Annotated in this window: 11 protein-coding genes; 4 read left to right on the top strand and 7 right to left on the bottom strand. The window is 63.5% G+C overall.

Annotated features, from left to right (window positions below):
* Positions 1-12 precede the first annotated feature (12 nt).
* The 7 genes from AC22G6_RS19625 to AC22G6_RS19595 form a co-directional block, all read right to left on the bottom strand.
* The gene (locus AC22G6_RS19625) at positions 13-1,089 is read right to left on the bottom strand and encodes an L-threonylcarbamoyladenylate synthase (RefSeq protein ID WP_487368160.1); all 1,077 of its coding nucleotides are present in this window, start codon (positions 1,087-1,089) and stop codon (positions 13-15) included.
* On the bottom strand, positions 1,086-2,252 hold the full coding sequence (locus tag AC22G6_RS19620; RefSeq protein WP_487368159.1) for a 5-(carboxyamino)imidazole ribonucleotide synthase: 1,167 nt from the start codon (positions 2,250-2,252) through the stop codon (positions 1,086-1,088). The genes AC22G6_RS19625 and AC22G6_RS19620 overlap by 4 nt, the downstream gene beginning before the upstream one ends.
* A 12-nt stretch (positions 2,253-2,264) precedes the next feature.
* The gene (gene purE / locus AC22G6_RS19615) at positions 2,265-2,756 is read right to left on the bottom strand and encodes a 5-(carboxyamino)imidazole ribonucleotide mutase (protein WP_487368158.1); all 492 of its coding nucleotides are present in this window, start codon (positions 2,754-2,756) and stop codon (positions 2,265-2,267) included.
* A gap of 17 nt (positions 2,757-2,773) precedes the next feature.
* A complete protein-coding gene (gene folD, locus AC22G6_RS19610) occupies positions 2,774-3,637 on the bottom strand; it encodes a bifunctional methylenetetrahydrofolate dehydrogenase/methenyltetrahydrofolate cyclohydrolase FolD (RefSeq protein WP_108975976.1) in 864 nt (287 codons plus the stop codon).
* A gap of 116 nt (positions 3,638-3,753) precedes the next feature.
* Positions 3,754-5,499, bottom strand: coding sequence for a potassium/proton antiporter (locus AC22G6_RS19605; RefSeq protein ID WP_487368157.1), 1,746 nt, complete (start codon positions 5,497-5,499; stop codon positions 3,754-3,756).
* 75 nt (positions 5,500-5,574) lie between these two features.
* Positions 5,575-6,213, bottom strand: a complete 639-nt coding sequence (locus AC22G6_RS19600) for a response regulator transcription factor (RefSeq protein ID WP_108975980.1) — start codon at positions 6,211-6,213, stop codon at positions 5,575-5,577.
* On the bottom strand, positions 6,188-8,899 hold the full coding sequence (locus AC22G6_RS19595) for a PAS domain S-box protein (protein WP_487368156.1): 2,712 nt from the start codon (positions 8,897-8,899) through the stop codon (positions 6,188-6,190). Before AC22G6_RS19595 ends, AC22G6_RS19600 begins: the two co-directional genes overlap by 26 nt.
* Before the next feature lie 243 nt (positions 8,900-9,142).
* Between AC22G6_RS19595 and AC22G6_RS19590 the strand changes: the two genes are divergently transcribed.
* The 4 genes from AC22G6_RS19590 to lpdA all read left to right on the top strand — a co-directional run bounded on the left by AC22G6_RS19590 (position 9,143) and on the right by lpdA (position 16,844).
* On the top strand, positions 9,143-10,312 hold the full coding sequence (locus AC22G6_RS19590; protein WP_487368155.1) for an ABC transporter substrate-binding protein: 1,170 nt from the start codon (positions 9,143-9,145) through the stop codon (positions 10,310-10,312).
* Positions 10,313-10,686: 374 nt separating this feature from the next.
* Positions 10,687-13,365, top strand: a complete 2,679-nt coding sequence (gene aceE, locus AC22G6_RS19585; protein WP_487368154.1) for a pyruvate dehydrogenase (acetyl-transferring), homodimeric type — start codon at positions 10,687-10,689, stop codon at positions 13,363-13,365.
* A 20-nt stretch (positions 13,366-13,385) separates the two neighbouring features.
* The gene (gene aceF / locus AC22G6_RS19580) at positions 13,386-15,041 is read left to right on the top strand and encodes a dihydrolipoyllysine-residue acetyltransferase (RefSeq protein ID WP_487368153.1); all 1,656 of its coding nucleotides are present in this window, start codon (positions 13,386-13,388) and stop codon (positions 15,039-15,041) included.
* A 12-nt stretch (positions 15,042-15,053) separates the two neighbouring features.
* Entirely contained in the window at positions 15,054-16,844 is a 1,791-nt protein-coding gene (gene lpdA, locus AC22G6_RS19575; RefSeq protein WP_487368152.1) for a dihydrolipoyl dehydrogenase, read from the top strand.
* Positions 16,845-17,297 lie beyond the last annotated feature (453 nt).

Below are 17,297 nucleotides of genomic sequence, written 5' to 3'. Positions count from 1 at the left end.
GAAGCCTCGGCGTCAGGTTTCATCCTGGTCAGCACCCGAGCCGACGACGGCGCGGCCGAGGCGGTCGGCGATGGCTCGCCAGGCGTCGTCCGCCGGCAGCGCTTCGAGCAGGATGAAGTCTGCACCGCTGGCGTCGAGTTCGCGCAGACTGGCATAGAGATCGTGCCCGTAGGCGGCCGCATCAGCCGACGCTGCATGCCAGATGAAACGGGCATCATGCGGATCAGCGACGGTGCGGGCCAGCACGGCTACGCGACTGCCCTCCCCCGCCAGGGTTGCGGCCTCTTCAACGAGTTGCGCGGCGGCCAGCATTTTGAGCGGGGTTGCGGGTGCGTAGTGTGCAGCGAGGGCACCTGACACGCGCGGCGTATTCACATCGGGCCCGGCCTTCTGCGCAGCGGAACTGCCTGCATCGGCCTCACCACGCACGCGCGGCCGACGGCCAATGATGCGCGCAATGTCGTCTGCGGTGATTGCGCCGGGGCGCAGGATCTCGGGTGTGTCGCGCGAGAAGTCGAGAATGGTGGACTCAATGCCCACTGCACAGGCGCCGCCGTCGAGCACCATCGCCACCTTGTCGCCGAGCTCTTCCTGAACATGGGCGGCCGTGGTCGGACTGATGCGGCCGAAACGGTTGGCGCTTGGCGCCGCAATGCCGGAGTCGAACACCTGCAGCAGCGCAAGCGCAATTGAATGCGAGGGCACACGCAGGCCGACCGTATCCTGACCACCCGTCACTTCGTCCGGCACGCCTGCTTCGCGTTTCAGGATGAGGGTGAGCGGGCCGGGCCAGAAGGCGCGGGCCAGCGCAATCGCTTCTTTCGGAATGCTCGAGGCCCAACGCGTCATGTGGCTGGCATCGGGCAGATGAACGATCAGCGGATGATCGGCCGGGCGCCCCTTTGCCGCAAAAATTCTTGCGACCGCTTCAGGGTTGAGCGCATCCGCCCCCAGCCCGTAGACGGTTTCGGTCGGCATGCCGACGATGTCGCCTGCACGCAGCAAATCGGCCGCGCGCTGAATGGCAGTGAGCGTGGGCGGCTCGATGAGGCCACGCGCCGGGGCAGGCGCGGCGTTCGGTGCGCTCATTCGTCGCTGATGCCGATGGCTGCACGGGCCTGCAACGCGAGCTCGAGCACCTGATCGCCATTGTCGCCGGTCACGGTGAAGTGCCCCATCTTGCGACCGGGACGCGCGTGGTGCTTGCCGTACAGATGCAGGCGCAGGCCGGGCACGGCATGCAGCACAGACCAGTCGGGCTCGCGATAGCTGCCGTGACCTTTGAAGTCCTCGTACCAGAGTTCGCCAAGCAGATTGACCATCACCGCAATCGAATGCTGGCGCGGACGGGCGAGCGGCAGACCGCACAGCGCCCTCACCTGCTGTTCGTACTGGCTGGCGTCACAGGCGTCGATGGTGTGGTGACCGCTGTTGTGCGGGCGCGGCGCCATCTCGTTTACAAACAGTTCGCCGCCGCAGACGAAGAACTCGACCCCGAGGGTGCCGATATAGCCCAGTTTGCCCGCCAGACGCTCGGCGATGTCCTGCGCGCGCAACTGTACGGCCTCGGTGACAAAGGGCGAAGCCTGAGCCGGGGCAACGGTGATGTCGAGGATGCCGTTGCGATGGCGGTTCTCGCCCGCTGCAAAACAGCACACTGTGCCGGCCTCGTCGCGAGCGAGCACCACCGACACTTCGTAATCGAGCTTGAGCATCTTCTCCAGCACACAGGGCTCGCCCTTGAAGTGCTGAAATGCGGCAAGCGCCTCGTCCCGGCTGGCAACGCGCGCCTGGCCCTTGCCGTCGTAACCGAAGCGGGCAATCTTGAGCACCGCCGGAAACAGCTCGTCTGCGGCGCCGCGAAGATCGTCCTCGCAGCGGATGATGGCGAAGGGGCCGTGCGGCACTTCATTCTCCGCCAGAAACGACTTCTCGGCGATACGGTTCTGACACACCGCCACTGCACTTGCAGACGGATGTACGGGGATGAACTTTGCGAGGTAATCCAGCGTATCCGCAGGGACGTTCTCGAACTCGGTGGTCACGGCCGCGCATTCGGCGGCCATCGCATCGAGTGCCACATAGTCGTCGTAGGCAGCCACCAGGTGATGATCGGCGAGCAAACCCGCAGGGCTGTGCGGATCCGGGTCGAGCACCCAGACCTTGTAGCCCATTTCATGGGCAGCCGAAACGAAAAAGCGGCCAAGCTGGCCGCCGCCGAGCATGCCTAGGGTGGCGGGCGGAAGAATCATGATGTGCGCCTTTCAGTCCAGCTTCATGTCCAGCACCGACTGCGTCTGACGGGCGCGGAAGGCGTCGAGTTTTTCGGCCAGGGCGGCGTCGTTGTTGGCCAGCAGCGCAATGGCGAACAGGCCGGCGTTGGCTGCGCCTGCTTCACCAATGGCGAAGGTCGCGACCGGAATGCCCTTGGGCATCTGCACGATGGAGAGCAGCGAGTCCTTGCCTGACAGCGCCTTCGACTGCACCGGCACACCGAGCACCGGCAGCGTGGTCTTGGCAGCAACCATGCCCGGCAGATGGGCTGCGCCGCCGGCCCCGGCGATGATCGCCTTCAGGCCACGACCGCGCGCGCTTTCGGCATACTCGAACATGAGATCGGGCGTGCGGTGGGCGGAGACAACCCGTGCCTCGTAGGGCACACCGAACTCTTCCAGCATCCGTGCAGCAGCCTGCATGGTGGGCCAATCGGAGTTGGAGCCCATGATGATGCCGACGACCGGCTGCATATCACTCATTATCTTGTCCTTGAAACTTACTTGCCCGCGGCGCGAGCGGCGCGGTCCGCGGAAATCACGGTGTTTTCGAGCAGCATGGTGATGGTCATCGGCCCCACACCGCCGGGCACCGGGGTGATGAGACCGGCAACATCCTTCGACGATTCGAAGTCGACGTCACCGCACAGCTTGCCGTCCGGCAGACGGTTGATGCCGACGTCGATCACCGTTGCACCCGGCTTGATCATGTCGCCGGTAACGAAACGTGGCTTGCCGATGGCCGCCACCAGGATGTCGGCGCGGCGGGTATGGAAGAGCAGATCGCGCGTTTTCGAGTGGCACACGGTGACCGTTGCACCGGCGTTGGTCAGCAGCATCGCCATCGGCTTGCCGACGATATTGGAACGACCAATGACCACGGCCTCGGCGCCTGCAAGCGCCACGCCCTCGGCTTCGAACATCTTCATCACGCCGTGCGGCGTACAGGGCAGGAAGGCTTCCTGGTTCTGCGACAGGCGGCCGACGTTCTCGGCGTGAAAGCCATCGACGTCCTTGGTCACGCTGATCGCTTCGAGCACGGCGGCTTCGTCGAACTGCGGCGGCAGCGGCAGCTGCACCAGGATGCCATGCACAGCGGGGTCGGCGTTGAGCTCGGCAAGCTTGGCCATGACCTCGGCCGGCGCGACATCGGCCGCGTAATCGAGCCGCAGCGAGCGGATGCCGGCTTTCTCGCAGGCCGACACCTTGTTGCGCACATACACTGCGGAAGCGGGGTTCTCACCCACCAGGATGACCGCCAGACAGGGTTGCACACCGCGCGCGGTCAGTGCAGCAGCGCGTTCGGCAATTTCGCCGCGTACCCGGGCCGAAAGGGCGTTGCCATCAATAATGCGAGCGGTCATCGCTGGAGCCTCGAAAAAGCTCGTAATTTTAGCAGCATCGACGCGTGCTGCGAGACGCGAGGCGAAATCTGCTCCGATTCCGATCCCGCAGACGCGCTGAAGCGCCCCGCCGGTGCTCAGTCGGGCTCAGACAGATCCGGGCACTTAAGACCGATCCGGGTGACACGTCCGGCGTCGTCCATGTCGCGCACGGTAAGCAGAAAACTGCCGATACGAACACGGTCGCCAACGACGACGCGTCGTCCGAGCCGATGCAGCATCAGGTCGCGAAGCGCAAGCGAGGCTTCTCCCGCCTCGATCTCGAAACCATAGGCCTGGGCAAGGTCGACCGCCGGGCAGTCGGGATCGACCACGAACTCTCCGAAAAAGCGCGCGTTGGCAGACAGTTCGTTGGATGCGCCCGCATTGAACGTGCTGGCAAGAGGCTCGGCGTAGGCGTCGGCCGCCGCGAACCAGACGGCATCGCCCGCCTGCAAGCGCGTATCGCGCTGCAAGGCCTGCAAACGGCCACGGCGCACCAGCGACACGCAGCGTACCGACAGCTCGCCATGCGCTGCCGCGATATCGTCCGGATGCACGCCCTCCGCACGGGAGCCCGCCGCAACGCGGTATTCCAGCAGATCGAGCGAGGCCTTGTCGCCGACCCAGACCTCACGCCGATCGAAAGGCTCGTCGCGCGCCGGCACCTCAACCTTCAGCCAGCGCGCCGCGATCGGCACGGTCGCACCCTGCACCAGCAAGGACACCAGCACCACCGCGAAAGCCACATCGAACAGCAGGCGCGAGTCGGGGATGCCCATCATCACCGGCACGATGGCCAGCACGATCGGCACCGCACCCCGCAGCCCGACCCAGGAGATGTACGCGAGTTCGCGCGGCCGGTAACGAAAGGGCAAGAGCCCGGTCAGCACGGCCAGCGGACGGGCAACGAGCATCAGAAACACGGCCATCAGCAGCGCCTGCGGCCCGTGCGTGAGCAGCTGCGACGGCGTCACCAGCAGCCCCAGCACGAGGAACATGCCGGCCTGAGCCAGCCACGCCAGCCCGTCCATGACGCGCAGCACGTGTTCGGTGGCATGACAGCGGCGGTTGCCCACGACGAGGCCGGCAATGTACACCGCGAGGAAGCCGCTGCCGTCGATGAGATTGCAGGCGGCAAAGATCATCAGCCCGCCGGATACGATCAGCAGTGCATAGAGCCCTTCGGCCAGCTTCAGCTTGACCAGCAGGCGCGCCAGCACGAGTCCGCCGACGAGGCCGAGCACGCCCCCGATGACAAGCTGCGACACCAGCATGAGGGCAAACCGTCCGGCGCTGGCCTGCTCGGGCATCAGCAACATTTCCACCAGCGCAGTCACCAGCAGGATGGCCATCGGATCGTTGGCGCCGGACTCGATCTCGAGCGTGGCCTTGACCCGCTCGTTGAGGCGCACGCCACTGTTGCGCAACAGCGCAAACACGGCTGCAGCGTCGGTGGAGCCCACAATCGCGGCCAGCAACATGCCGAGCCGCCAGTCGACATCGAGCAGCCAGGTGGCAAACAGGCCCAGCAGCAATGCTGTGCCGACAACCCCCCAGGTCGCAAGCACCGCCGCCGGCCACAGCGCGACCCGAAAGCTCGAGATGCGGGTGCGCAGTCCGCCGTCGAGCAGGATCACGGCGAGGGCAAGGTGTCCGACCAGCGTGGCCATGCTGAAGTCGTCGAAGCGAATGCCGCCCGGCCCGTCCTCCCCGGCAAGCATGCCGACAACAAGAAACAGCAACAGCAGCGGCAGGCCAAGACGTGCAGACACGGTGCTGGCCAGCACACTAATGAATAGCAGGACGCCTGCGAGAAGAAAGAGTGCGTTGAGGGCGGTCATGGACGAAATGCGGGTGGCAGGCGGTGCACAGTATATGCACCTGACACTGCTTCGTCCGTTCCCGTGCCAAACGGTTCAGCGCGAGGTGCCGCCCGGCTCCACGGTCACGACGTTCTGCACCAGTTCGGCCAGCGAATGCGCGCCCATTTTTTCCATGACACGGGCGCGGTGCACTTCCACCGTCTTGATGCTGATGCCGAGGACATCGGCGATCTGCTTGTTGAGTTTGCCGACGATGATGAGATCGAGGACCTCGCGCTCACGCTGGGTGAGGTGCTCAAGGCGCCGCGCGGTATCCGCTTCCTGCCTGCGCTGCGAGCGGCTCGACCGCTCCTGCTCCAGACACTGCTCGATGAGTCGCAGCATGTCCTGGTCGCCGAAGGGTTTCTCGATGAAATCGACCGCGCCCTTCTTGAGCACGGATACCGCCATCGGCACATCGCCATGACCGGTGATGAAGATGACCGGCAGCGTGCAGCGCCGGCGGCCGAGCTCTTCGAACAGCTCCAGCCCACTCATGCCCGGCATGCGCACGTCAAGCACGAGACAGCCCGACATCTGTTCGCCATAGGCGGAGAGAAACTCTTCCGCCGACTCGAACGCCGATACCGCGTAACCGCTGGACTCAAGCATCCAGACAAGGGAGTCGCGCAAGGCGTCGTCGTCGTCGACGATGTAAATCTGTTGATCAGGCGCGGCGTGCGACTCGCTCACTTGCGGCCTCCGTGGGCAGGGTAAAGGAGAATATGGTACCTCCTTCCGGGTTCACGTCGACAATCAGGCGACCATCATGAAACTCGATGATGGAGCGACAGATATTGAGCCCCATGCCCATGCCTTCGGCCTTGGTTGTATAGAACGGTGTAAACAGCTTCGCCCGGTCCTCTTCGCTGATGCCGTGGCCACGATCAATGACCGCGACCTCGACCGAATGCGGGCCGAAATCGCGCGCCCGGACGACCAGGGTGCGCTCTTCGGGCAGCACGTCCTTCATGGCCTCGAGCCCGTTGCGCACCAGGTTCAGCACCACCTGCTCGATCATGATGCGGTCGGCGAACACCGCCGGCAGATCCGGGGCGACCTCGACCTCGAGCCGGATGCCGAGGCGACGCGAGTCGATTTCGGCAAAACCGATCGCATCGTCGAGCACATCCGAGATCTGCACCGCGCTGCGGCGCGGCTCGCTCTTGCGCACGAACTCGCGGATGCGGCGGATGATCTTGCCCGCGCGCTCGGCCTGGAAGCTCGCCTTCTGCATTGCCGCCAGCAGGTCCTCGGGCTTGCTGCTGCCTGATTGCATGCGGGTGACGCAGCCCGCGCAGTAGTTGGCAATCGCGGCCAGCGGCTGATTGAGCTCGTGCGCCAGGGTTGAAGCCATTTCGCCCATGGTGATGAGGCGCGCAGTGCGTTCGAGGCGCTCTTCCTGCTGCCGCGAGATCTCGGCCGTCTGTTTGCGGTCGGTGATGTCGGTGGCGATCCCCATGCGCACCACACGACCGTCCACCCAGCGCGTAGCGTGCTCGCGCACGTGATACCAGCGCCCCGACAGAGGGTGCTGCAACTCGCCATCGAAGAGTTCGCGCGGCAGGTCGCCAACGGTCAGGCTGCGCGGGTCGACACGGTAATCGCCGCGCTCCGGCTGCGGCACCGCCACACCGCGCACGGTGCGCCCGACCGCATCGAAGCCGTGAATGGCCTTGAAGGCACGATTGGCAAAAAGGATTTCGTCGGTGCGTGCATCGGACACGAACACCGCAGCGTCCAGACCGTCGAGCACGGCCTCGAAACGTTCATGCGCCGCCTCCAGCGCGGCACGCACCCGCTTGGGCTCGGTGATGTCGGTCACCGAGGCCATCCAGCCGGTCTGGTGTCCAGCCAGATCGATCAGCGGCGACAGATAGAAGCGGGCATCGAGGCGCTCGCCATTCTTGCGCCTGATCCGCATCTCGAAGCCGCTTGCCGGCGCACGCCCGGCAAGGGTCAGCTCAAGGTTGCGTGAGCAGGTTTCGATTTCCTCCGACGGCCAGTACGGGAACGGCGCCTTGGCCCCGATCAGCTCACCCTCTTCGAACCCCACCATGCGACAGAAGGCGGAGTTCACATACATGATGCGTCCGGTGAGATCGATGGCCCGCAGGCCGGTGATGACCGAATCCTCCATCGCCTTGCGGAAGGCGGACTCGGCGCGCAGCGCCTCTTCTGCGGCCTTGCGCCCGGTAATGTCGTGCGCCACCGCGTACACCAGCTTCTCGGTCCGGACCGGGTTGATGCTCCACACCAGCCACTTGTAACTGCCATCGGCGCACAGACAGCGATTCTCGTATTTCACCGTCTGTCCGGACGCAAGCAGGCGCAATTGCTCAAGGGTGGCCGCAACCTCCTCGCGGTGGACGATGTCGAGCATCGGCGTACCGGGCAGCTCGGCCGGCGGATAACCAAGAATGCGCTCGAAGGCCGGATTGCAGCGCTTGAACGTACCGTCAAGGCCGACCACGCACAGCATGTCGAGCGACAGATTGAACAGGCGGTCGCGCTCCTTCTCGACCTGAACCCGACGCTGCACATGAGTACGCAGCATCCACAGGCTCCAGAACACGGTGATCGACAGCCCGACGATCAGGATTGTCGGCAGCGACTGGGGCAGTTCGCCAGTGGTGCGAAAGGCCGTTGCGCGCAGGACCAGGCCGTTCCCGGGCGGATCGAGCGGAATCTCGAAGGCGACGCTTTCATCGAGATCCTTGAGCATGGAATTGACCGCGAGGGTTTCGCCGCGCACGTTCTGCAGCGCGAGGCGGTACTTCTCGGCAAACCAGCCGGGCACCAGGTGGCGGACGATGCGCTCGATCGAGTACACACCGACGATGACGCCACGAAACTCGCGCCCCCTCCGGATCGGCACGTACACCTCAAGCACCGTCACCCCGCGCGGCGTCATGTAGGCCTCGCCGTAGGTGATGCGGCCTTCGTCGCGGGCACGATGGAATACGCCGGACTGAAGCACCGACAGCGACTCGCCCGACAGCCAGTCAGTCGTATCAAAAGGGGCGGACCAGCGCACAACGCTGTCATCGCCCACCCAGACGATGTTGACCAGCTCGCCATTATTGGCAATGTGCTGGTTGGCCCTGAGCTGGAACGCGTCGGAGTCGAGCGCCTCCGCCGACAGGTCTCGCGCAAGCTGCCCCAGAAACTCTTCCGTACCCTGCATGTGCAGGCGCATCGTCTGCTCGGCCCACTGCACGTCGCGCGCCACTGCGTTGCGCTGGGTCTCGAGTTCGCGCGTCTGCAACAGGCCAACCAGCGCCAGCATCGACAGGGCGAATACGACCATCGCGATATAGGGCGCGGTCCAATACCAACGACTTGGTTCGAACTGAGAGGGATCGTCGGTTTCGGTCATGATGCGGGCGAAGGGTACCGCTTGGCTGAGGATGGAGGAATAGCATGGCACCCGGAAACTGCCGGCTGACCCATTGTTGCTGCGCGGCCCGGGCATGTGGCATCGGGTATTACCCCTAGCAACGAAGCATTAAATAACTGCTGCTTGGGGTTTCCGCCAATTTTTTGTCATTGCGCATCGACACACAATGCGTGAATGCCCCTATGCACGATTTTCAAACCACTGCTCGTCGCAGTCGCCGCCATGATCATGACGCTCACTGCCGGGGCACAGCAGTCTGCCGTCTCGAACAACCCGATCAAGATTGGTGTCTCCGGCCCGTTCACTGGCGGGTCGGCCCCGATGGGGATCTCGATGCGCGAAGGCATCCGGATCGCAGCCGCGGAGATCAACGCAGCGGGTGGTCTGCTTGGCCGCCCGATTGAACTGGTCGAGCGCGACGACGAGGCACGCAACGAGCGCGGCGCGAATGTCGTGCAGGAACTGCTCAACAAGGAAGGCGTGGTCGCCGGCCTCGGCATCGTCAACACTGGCGTCGCCCTTGCGAGCCAGCGCTACTACCAGCTCGCGCGCGTTCCGGTTATCACCTCGGTGGCAACCGGCTCCCTGGTCACGAAGCAGTTTCACCCACCCGAGTTCGTCGACAACTACGTCTTCAGGGTATCGGCCAACGACACCCTGCAGGCCGCCATGATCGTGGAAGAAGCCGTCGATCGCCGCGGCTTCCGGCGCGTGGCCATCTTTCACGACGCCACGAACTACGGTGTGCTCGGTCGCGAAGACCTCGAGGCTGCACTCGACCGGCGCGGGATGCGTCCACAGCTGGTCGAGCGCTTTCAGCTGCGTCAGGCCGACATGACCCAGGCCCTGGTGCGAGCCCGGCAGGCAGGCGTGGATGCGATCCTCACCTATGGCATCGGCCCCGAGCTGGCGCAGATTGCAAACGGCATGGCGCGCCTGCAGTGGAAAGTGCCCCTGATCGGCAGCTGGACGCTGGCCATGTCCAACTTCATAGACAACGCCGGCCCCAACGCCGAAGGCGCACGCATGCCGCAGACCTTCATCCAGGAGCCGAACTCACCTCGGCGCAAGAGCTTTCTCGATGCGTGGCAGGCACTGACCGGAACCGAGCGAATTCCCGTTCCACCTGCGGCCGCACAGGGTTATGATTCCGCCCTGCTGCTCGCTGCCGCCATTCGTCAGGCAGGCACAACCGAAGGTGACCGTATCCGGGACGCACTGGAGAACCTCCAGACCCGGGTGGAGGGCGTGATCATGGACTATGAACGACCGTTCTCCAGGAACAACCACGAAACCATCGCCGCGACCGGTCAGATCTTCATGGGCGAAGTGCGCGGTGGCAAGGTGGTCTTTGCATACGAAGAAGACCGTTTGCGAGCGGTTCGCAGATGACGCAGTTGGCAAACGCTTTCCCGATCGGCCGGGGGATCTCTCCCTCCCTCCCTCACCCCCGGCCGATTTTTTTCCGTAAGTTCCAGTCGACAGGGCTCGCGCTGCAGTGCGCGAGCCCTGTTTCATTTGCGCGCCGGCGTTCGCGAAACGCAGTGTTTCGCGCGGCCGACGCCTGGCATGGAGGGACCAGCTTTTGATCTGAGCGGCGAAAAATGCGTATGAGGTTTTCAAGATAGATATTGCACGATGCGAAACAACGTTTTATAGTTCGAAACGTTGAGCAAGCGAGCCACGGTTCGTGCGCGCACGATTTACGAACGCAACCGCTCGTAATGGGCGGAATCTGCCAAACAGCAGTCATGAGGAGACAAGCCATGGGAACAAACAACGTCCTTCTGCAGCCCGACCCGGACACTCAGGAAACGCAGGAATGGCTCGAGGCAATTGCCGCAGTCATTGAGAACGAAGGCCCCGAACGCGCCCATTACCTGATCGAAAAGCTCATCGACAGCGCACGTGAGGAAGGCATCAACCTGCCCTACTCCGCAACCACCCAGTACATCAACACGATTCCGGCCGATCAGCAGCCCAAGTATCCGGGCGATCCGGACATGGAGATCAAGCTTCACTCCTACATCCGCTGGAACGCCATGGCGATGGTGGTGCGTGCCAACAAGCACACCAACGTCGGTGGCCACATCTCCTCATTCGCTTCATCCGCTGCCCTCTACGACGTGGGCTTTTCGCATTTCTGGAAAGCGACGGACCACGAATCCGGCGGCGACATGATTTTCTTCCAGGGCCACTCGGTCCCCGGCGTCTACGCCCGTGCCTACATGCTCGGCCGCCTGACCGACAGCCAGCTCGACGGCTATCGTCAGGAAGTCGACGGCACCGGCATTTCGTCCTATCCGCACCCGTGGCTGATGCCGGATTTCTGGCAGTTCCCGACGGTCTCGATGGGCCTCGGCCCCCTGTGCGCCATCTACGCCGCACGCTTCACGAAGTACATGGCCAGCCGTGGCCTGATCGACGCCAAGAAGGCCGAAGAGCGCAAGGTGTGGGCATTCCTCGGCGACGGTGAGACTGACGAAGTCGAATCCCTCGGCGCCATCGGCATGGCCGCGCGCGAGAAGCTCGACAACCTGATCTTCGTCATCAACTGCAACCTGCAGCGTCTGGACGGCCCGGTGCGCGGCAACGGCAAGATCATCCAGGAACTCGAAGGCGAGTTCCGCGGCGCTGGCTGGAACGTCATCAAGCTGGTGTGGGGCACCCACTGGGATACCCTGTTCGAGCGCGACAAGACCGGCATCCTCAAGAAGCGCATGATGGAGCTGTGCGACGGCGAATATCAGACCTTCAAGGCCAAGGACGGCGCCTATGTGCGCGAGCACTTCTTCAACACGCCTGAGCTGAAGGCACTGGTTGCCGACTGGACAGACGACGACGTGTGGCAGCTGAATCGCGGCGGTCACGACCTGTTCAAGATCTTTGCCGCCTACGATGCAGCCGTAAAGCACAAGGGCCAGCCGACCCTGATCCTGGCGAAGACCATCAAGGGCTTTGGTCTGGGCCAGTCCGGCGAGGCGATGAACATCGCCCACAACACCAAGAAGCTCGACGTAGAATCGATCAAGCGCTTCCGCGACCGCTTCGGCCTGCCGGTGTCCGACGACAAGGTTGCCGACCTGCCCTATCTGAAGTTCGACGAGGACTCGGCCGAGTACAAGTACATGCGCGAACGCCGCATGGAACTGGGCGGCTTCCTGCCCAGCCGCCGGACCAAGGCCGAAGCCCTGCAGGTCCCCAGCCTCGACGCTTTTGCCGCGCTGCTCAAGCCATCCGGTGAAGGTCGCGAACTGTCGACCACCATGATCATGGTGCGCATCATGAACACCCTGCTCAAGGACAAGCAGATCGGCAAGAACATCGTGCCGATCGTGCCCGACGAGAGCCGCACCTTCGGTATGGAAGGCATGTTCCGCCAGTACGGCATCTGGAACCAGGAAGGTCAGAAGTACGTTCCGGAAGACCATGACCAGCTGATGTTCTACAAGGAATCGGTCACTGGCCAGGTGCTGCAGGAAGGCATCAACGAGGCCGGCTCGATGGCTGACTGGATCGCCGCAGCCACCGCCTACTCGGTGCATGGCGTGCAGATGGTTCCGTTCTACATCTGCTACTCGATGTTCGGCCTGCAGCGCACCATGGACATGTGCTGGGCGGCTGCCGACCAGCGTTCGCGCGGCTTCCTGATCGGCGGCACCGCCGGTCGCACCACGCTGAACGGCGAAGGCCTGCAGCACGAAGACGGCCACAGCCAGATTCTTGCCAATGTCATCCCCAACTGCGTCAGCTACGACCCGACCTTCCAGTACGAGCTTGCAGTCATCGTGCAGGACGGCATGCGCCGCATGTTCGCCGAGCAGGAAGATGTGTACTACTACATCACGGTGATGAACGAGAACTACGAGCACCCGGAACTGCCGGCGGGCTCCGAAGCCGACATCATCAAGGGGATGTACGCATTCAGGAAGGGCGCCGAAGGCAATGGCCCGCGTGTGCAACTGCTGGGCTCCGGCACCATCTTCAACGAAGTCATTGCCGCAGCCGATCTGCTCAAGAACGACTGGGGCGTGGATGCGGACATCTGGGGCTGCCCGAGCTTCAACGAACTGGCCCGCGACGGTCAGGCCGCTGCGCGCTGGAACCTGCTCCACCCACTGGAGGCACCGAAGCTCTCGCACGTCGAACAGAAACTTGCCGACGCCAAGGGCCCGGTCGTTGCCGCAACCGACTACATCAAACTGTTCGCCGAGCAGATCCGTCCCTTCGTGAAGAGCAGCTACATCACGCTGGGCACCGACGGCTTTGGCCGCTCCGACACCCGCGAGAAGCTGCGTCACTTCTTCGAAGTGGATCGTCGCTGGGTCACGCTGGCTGCATTGAAGGCACTGGCAGACGAAGGCAGCATCGAACGCGAGAAGGTTGCGGCCGCACTGGTCAAGTACAACCTTGACCCGTCCAAGCCGAACCCGATGTCCGTCTGAGCGCCGAAGGAGACAAGAAGATGAGCCAACTGATTGAAGTCAAGGTTCCGGATATCGGCGATTTCTCCGATGTACCGGTGATTGAACTGTTTGTGAAGGTCGGCGACACCATCAAGGTGGACGACTCGATCGCAACGCTGGAATCCGACAAGGCAACGATGGATGTGCCGTCGTCGGCGGCCGGCGTGGTCAAGGAAGTGCTGATCAACCTCGGTGACAAGGTCTCCCAAGGCACGCTGATGATCAAGGTCGAAGCCGCAGGTGATTCTGCAGCGGCAGCCCCTGCTGCTGCACCCGCACCGGCCGCCGCGCCGGCGCCAGCTGCAGCAGCAGCGCCGGCAGCGCCGCCTGCTGCCGGTGGCGGCATTGTCGAAGTCAAGGTGCCGGACATCGGCGATTTCGACGAAGTGCCCGTAATCGAGCTCTACGTGAAGGCTGGCGACACGATCAAGGTCGACGACGCCATCGCCACCCTCGAGTCTGACAAGGCAACGATGGACGTGCCTTCGTCGGTTGCCGGCGTGATCAAGGAGGTTCTGGTCAATCTCGGCGACAAGGTGTCCGAAGGCTCCGTGCTGATCAAGGTGGAAGCGGCCGGTGCCGCTGCCGCAAGCGCGCCGGCACCGGCGGCCAGTGCGCCCGCCCCCGCCCCCGCTGCCGCACCTGCACCCGCCGCTGCGCCCGCCCCGGTAGCAGCGCCGGCACCAGCTGCTGCGGCCTCCGCACCAAGCGCAGTCAAGCTTGGCGGAAAAGTGCACGCCAGCCCTTCGGTACGCGCATATAGCCGGGAACTGGGCGTAGACCTGTCGACCGTAAAGGGTTCAGGCCCGAAGAACCGCATCCTGAAAGAAGACGTCACCGCCTTCATCAAGGGCGCGATGAGCAGCGGCGTGGTTCCGGGCAAGACGCCGCCTGCAGCGGCCGGCGGCAGCCTGGGTGGCGGCCTCGACCTGCTGCCGTGGCCGAAGGTCGATTTCGCCAAGTTCGGCGAAGTTGAAGTCAAGCCGATGTCGCGCATCAAGAAGATCTCCGGTCAGAACCTCGCCCGCAACTGGGCCATGATTCCTGCGGTCACCTATCACGAAGATGCCGACATCACCGACCTCGAAGCATTCCGTGTGCAGATGAACAAGGAATACGAGAAGTCCGGCAAGAAGCTCACCATGCTCGCCTTCATCATCAAGGCCTCGGTGCGTGCGCTGCAGGAGTTCCCGGAGTTCAACACCAGTCTCGACGGCGACAACCTGGTGTACAAGAAGTACTTCAACATCGCCTTCGCGGCAGATACCCCGAACGGTCTGGTCGTGCCGGTTGTGAAGGAAGCCGACAAGAAGAGCGTGTTCGAGATCGCTGCCGAAACCGGCGCGCTGGCCAAGAAGGCACGTGATGGCAAGCTCGGCCCGGCAGACATGTCCGGTGCCTGCTTCACCATCTCGTCGCTGGGCGGCATTGGTGGCACCTACTTCGCACCCATCGTCAATGCGCCTGAAGTCGCCATTCTCGGCGTGAACAAGTCGGCGATGAAGCCGGTGTGGGACGGCAAGCAGTTCGTGCCGCGCCTCACGCTGCCGATGTCGCTGACGGCCGACCACCGTGTCATCGACGGCGCACTGGCAACCCGTTTCAACGTCTATCTTGCTCAAATGCTGGCCGACTTCCGTCGGGTCATGCTGTAAGGGGGCCACGTCATGAGTCAAATCGTTGAAGTAAAGGTCCCGGACATTGGCGACTTCGATACCGTTCCGATCATCGAACTGTTCGTTAAGGTCGGCGACAGCATCCAGGTCGACGAGGCCATCTGCACGCTTGAGTCCGACAAGGCCACGATGGATGTACCGTCCGAGGTGGCTGGCGTAGTGAAGGAAGTTCTCGTCGCCCTCGGCGACAAGGTCGGCGAAGGCGCAGTGCTGCTGAAAGTCGAGACGGCCGGCGCAAGCGCCGCTGCACCGACTGCAGCACAGGCTCCTGCAGCACCGGCCCCGGCCGCCGCACCTGCGGCAGCACCGTCCGCCGCGCCGGCCGCCGCCAGTCATGGCGGCACGGCCGACATCGAGTGCGACATGCTCGTCCTCGGCGCCGGCCCCGGCGGTTACTCCGCCGCATTCCGCGCGGCGGACCTCGGTCTGAAGACGGTCATCGTCGAGCGCTACCCGAGTCTGGGCGGAGTGTGCCTGAACGTCGGCTGCATCCCCTCCAAGGCACTGCTGCATGTTGCCGAAGTCATGGATGAGGCCTCTCATGTCAGCACCGCTGGCATCAGCTTTGCCAAGCCCACGGTCGACGTCGACGCGCTGCGCAAGCACAAGGATGGCGTGATCGGCAAGCTGACCGGCGGTCTCGCCGGCATGGCCAAGGCGCGCAAGGTCGAGATCGTGCGCGGCTACGGCAGCTTCCTCGACCCCAATCACGTCGAAGTCGAAGTCACCTCCGGCACGGCTCAGGACAAGACCGGCGACAAGAAGGTCATCCGTTTCAAGCAGTGCATCATTGCAGCAGGCTCGGCTGCAGTGCATCTGCCCTTCATCCCGCGCGACCCGCGCATCGTCGACTCTACCGGCGCGCTGGAACTCCGTCAGGTGCCCGAGAAGATGCTGGTCATCGGGGGCGGCATCATTGGCCTTGAAATGGCCACGGTGTACTCCTCGCTCGGTAGTCGCATCGATGTGGTCGAGATGCTCGACGGCCTGATGCAGGGGCCGGATCGCGACGCAGTCAAGGTATGGGAAAAGCAGAACGCCCATCGCTTCGACAAGGTCATGCTGAAGACCAAGACGGTCGGCGTAGAAGCGAAGGATGACGGCCTGTATGTCACCTTTGAAGGTGAAGGCGCACCGACTGAGCCGGTCAAGTACGACATGATCCTGCAGTCGGCCGGCCGCTCACCCAACGGCAAGAAGATTGCTGCTGACAAGGCGGGCGTGATCGTTGGCGAACGCGGATTCATTTCGGTCGATGCACAGATGCGGACCAACGTGCCGCATATCTTCGCCATCGGCGACATCGTCGGTCAGCCCATGCTTGCTCACAAGGCAGTACATGAGGCTCACGTCGCCGCAGAAGTCGCGGCAGGTCACAAGTCAGCCTTTGACGCCACCGTGATTCCCGGCGTCGCGTACACCCATCCTGAAGTCGCATGGGTCGGATACACCGAAGCCCAGGCCAAGGCCGAAGGCAAGAAGGTCGAAACCGCCAAGTTCCCGTGGGCAGCGAGCGGCCGCGCGATCGCCAACGGTGCCGACTACGGCTTCACCAAGCTGATCTTCGACGCTGAATCCCATCGCGTGATCGGCGGCACGATCGTCGGCCCAAGCGCCGGCGACATGATCGGCGAAGTGTGTCTGGCAATCGAAATGGGCGCCGACGCGGTCGACATCGGCAAGACCATCCACCCTCACCCGACCCTGGGGGAAACGGTGGGAATGGCAGCCGAAGTGGCGCACGGAAGCTGCACCGACCTGCCACCGATGCGCAAGAAGTGACCGCGTCGGACAGTAAGTAACGGTGAAACAGAGAATGGCGGCCTGCGGGTCGCCATTTTTTTGGTTCGATCTTAGAGAGAGGTATCAGTCGGACCGGGAATGCCGCTTCTTCGCAAATCAAGGCCTGGAGGAACTTCGGCTCACGCACCGAGCAGACATCGCAGCTGCACGACGTCGCCGCCGAGCGCTTCTTTCTGTTGCTAACGCGGGAGCGCCATCAACCGTCGGATCTGCAGGCCCCAGCGCGAATGCGGGGGACGAGGTATGCCTTCTATTACAGCCCGCTTTTCTCCAATTCTCCGCGCCTACACGGTTTCCGATCAATGCTCGTCAGTGGCGTTTGAACAGCGGTACGGTGTCGCAATGCAGGACCGTCTACTCAATCCAAGGGACTCGTTTCTCGAGTTGCAGCGCTGGGTGCCGTAGACAGCAGAAACCCCGCTGAGGGTTTGC

This window comes from Parazoarcus sp. PS-13 R2A (assembly GCF_057621855.1).
The sequence above is the reverse complement of the archived record's forward strand: the minus strand, read 5'-3'. Positions and strand labels throughout refer to the sequence as shown.

Bases quoted from the DNA above. Each gene is read 5' to 3' on its own strand.
- AC22G6_RS19625 (WP_487368160.1), bottom strand. From the start codon at position 1,089: ATGAGCGCACCGAACGCCGCGCCTGCCCCGGCGCGTGGCCTCATCGAG.
- AC22G6_RS19620 (WP_487368159.1), bottom strand. From the start codon at position 2,252: ATGATTCTTCCGCCCGCCACCCTAGGCATGCTCGGCGGCGGCCAGCTT.
- purE (WP_487368158.1), bottom strand. From the start codon at position 2,756: ATGAGTGATATGCAGCCGGTCGTCGGCATCATCATGGGCTCCAACTCC.
- folD (WP_108975976.1), bottom strand. From the start codon at position 3,637: ATGACCGCTCGCATTATTGATGGCAACGCCCTTTCGGCCCGGGTACGC.
- AC22G6_RS19605 (WP_487368157.1), bottom strand. From the start codon at position 5,499: ATGACCGCCCTCAACGCACTCTTTCTTCTCGCAGGCGTCCTGCTATTC.
- AC22G6_RS19595 (WP_487368156.1), bottom strand. From the start codon at position 8,899: ATGACCGAAACCGACGATCCCTCTCAGTTCGAACCAAGTCGTTGGTAT.
- AC22G6_RS19590 (WP_487368155.1), top strand. From the start codon at position 9,143: ATGATCATGACGCTCACTGCCGGGGCACAGCAGTCTGCCGTCTCGAAC.
- aceE (WP_487368154.1), top strand. From the start codon at position 10,687: ATGGGAACAAACAACGTCCTTCTGCAGCCCGACCCGGACACTCAGGAA.
- aceF (WP_487368153.1), top strand. From the start codon at position 13,386: ATGAGCCAACTGATTGAAGTCAAGGTTCCGGATATCGGCGATTTCTCC.
- lpdA (WP_487368152.1), top strand. From the start codon at position 15,054: ATGAGTCAAATCGTTGAAGTAAAGGTCCCGGACATTGGCGACTTCGAT.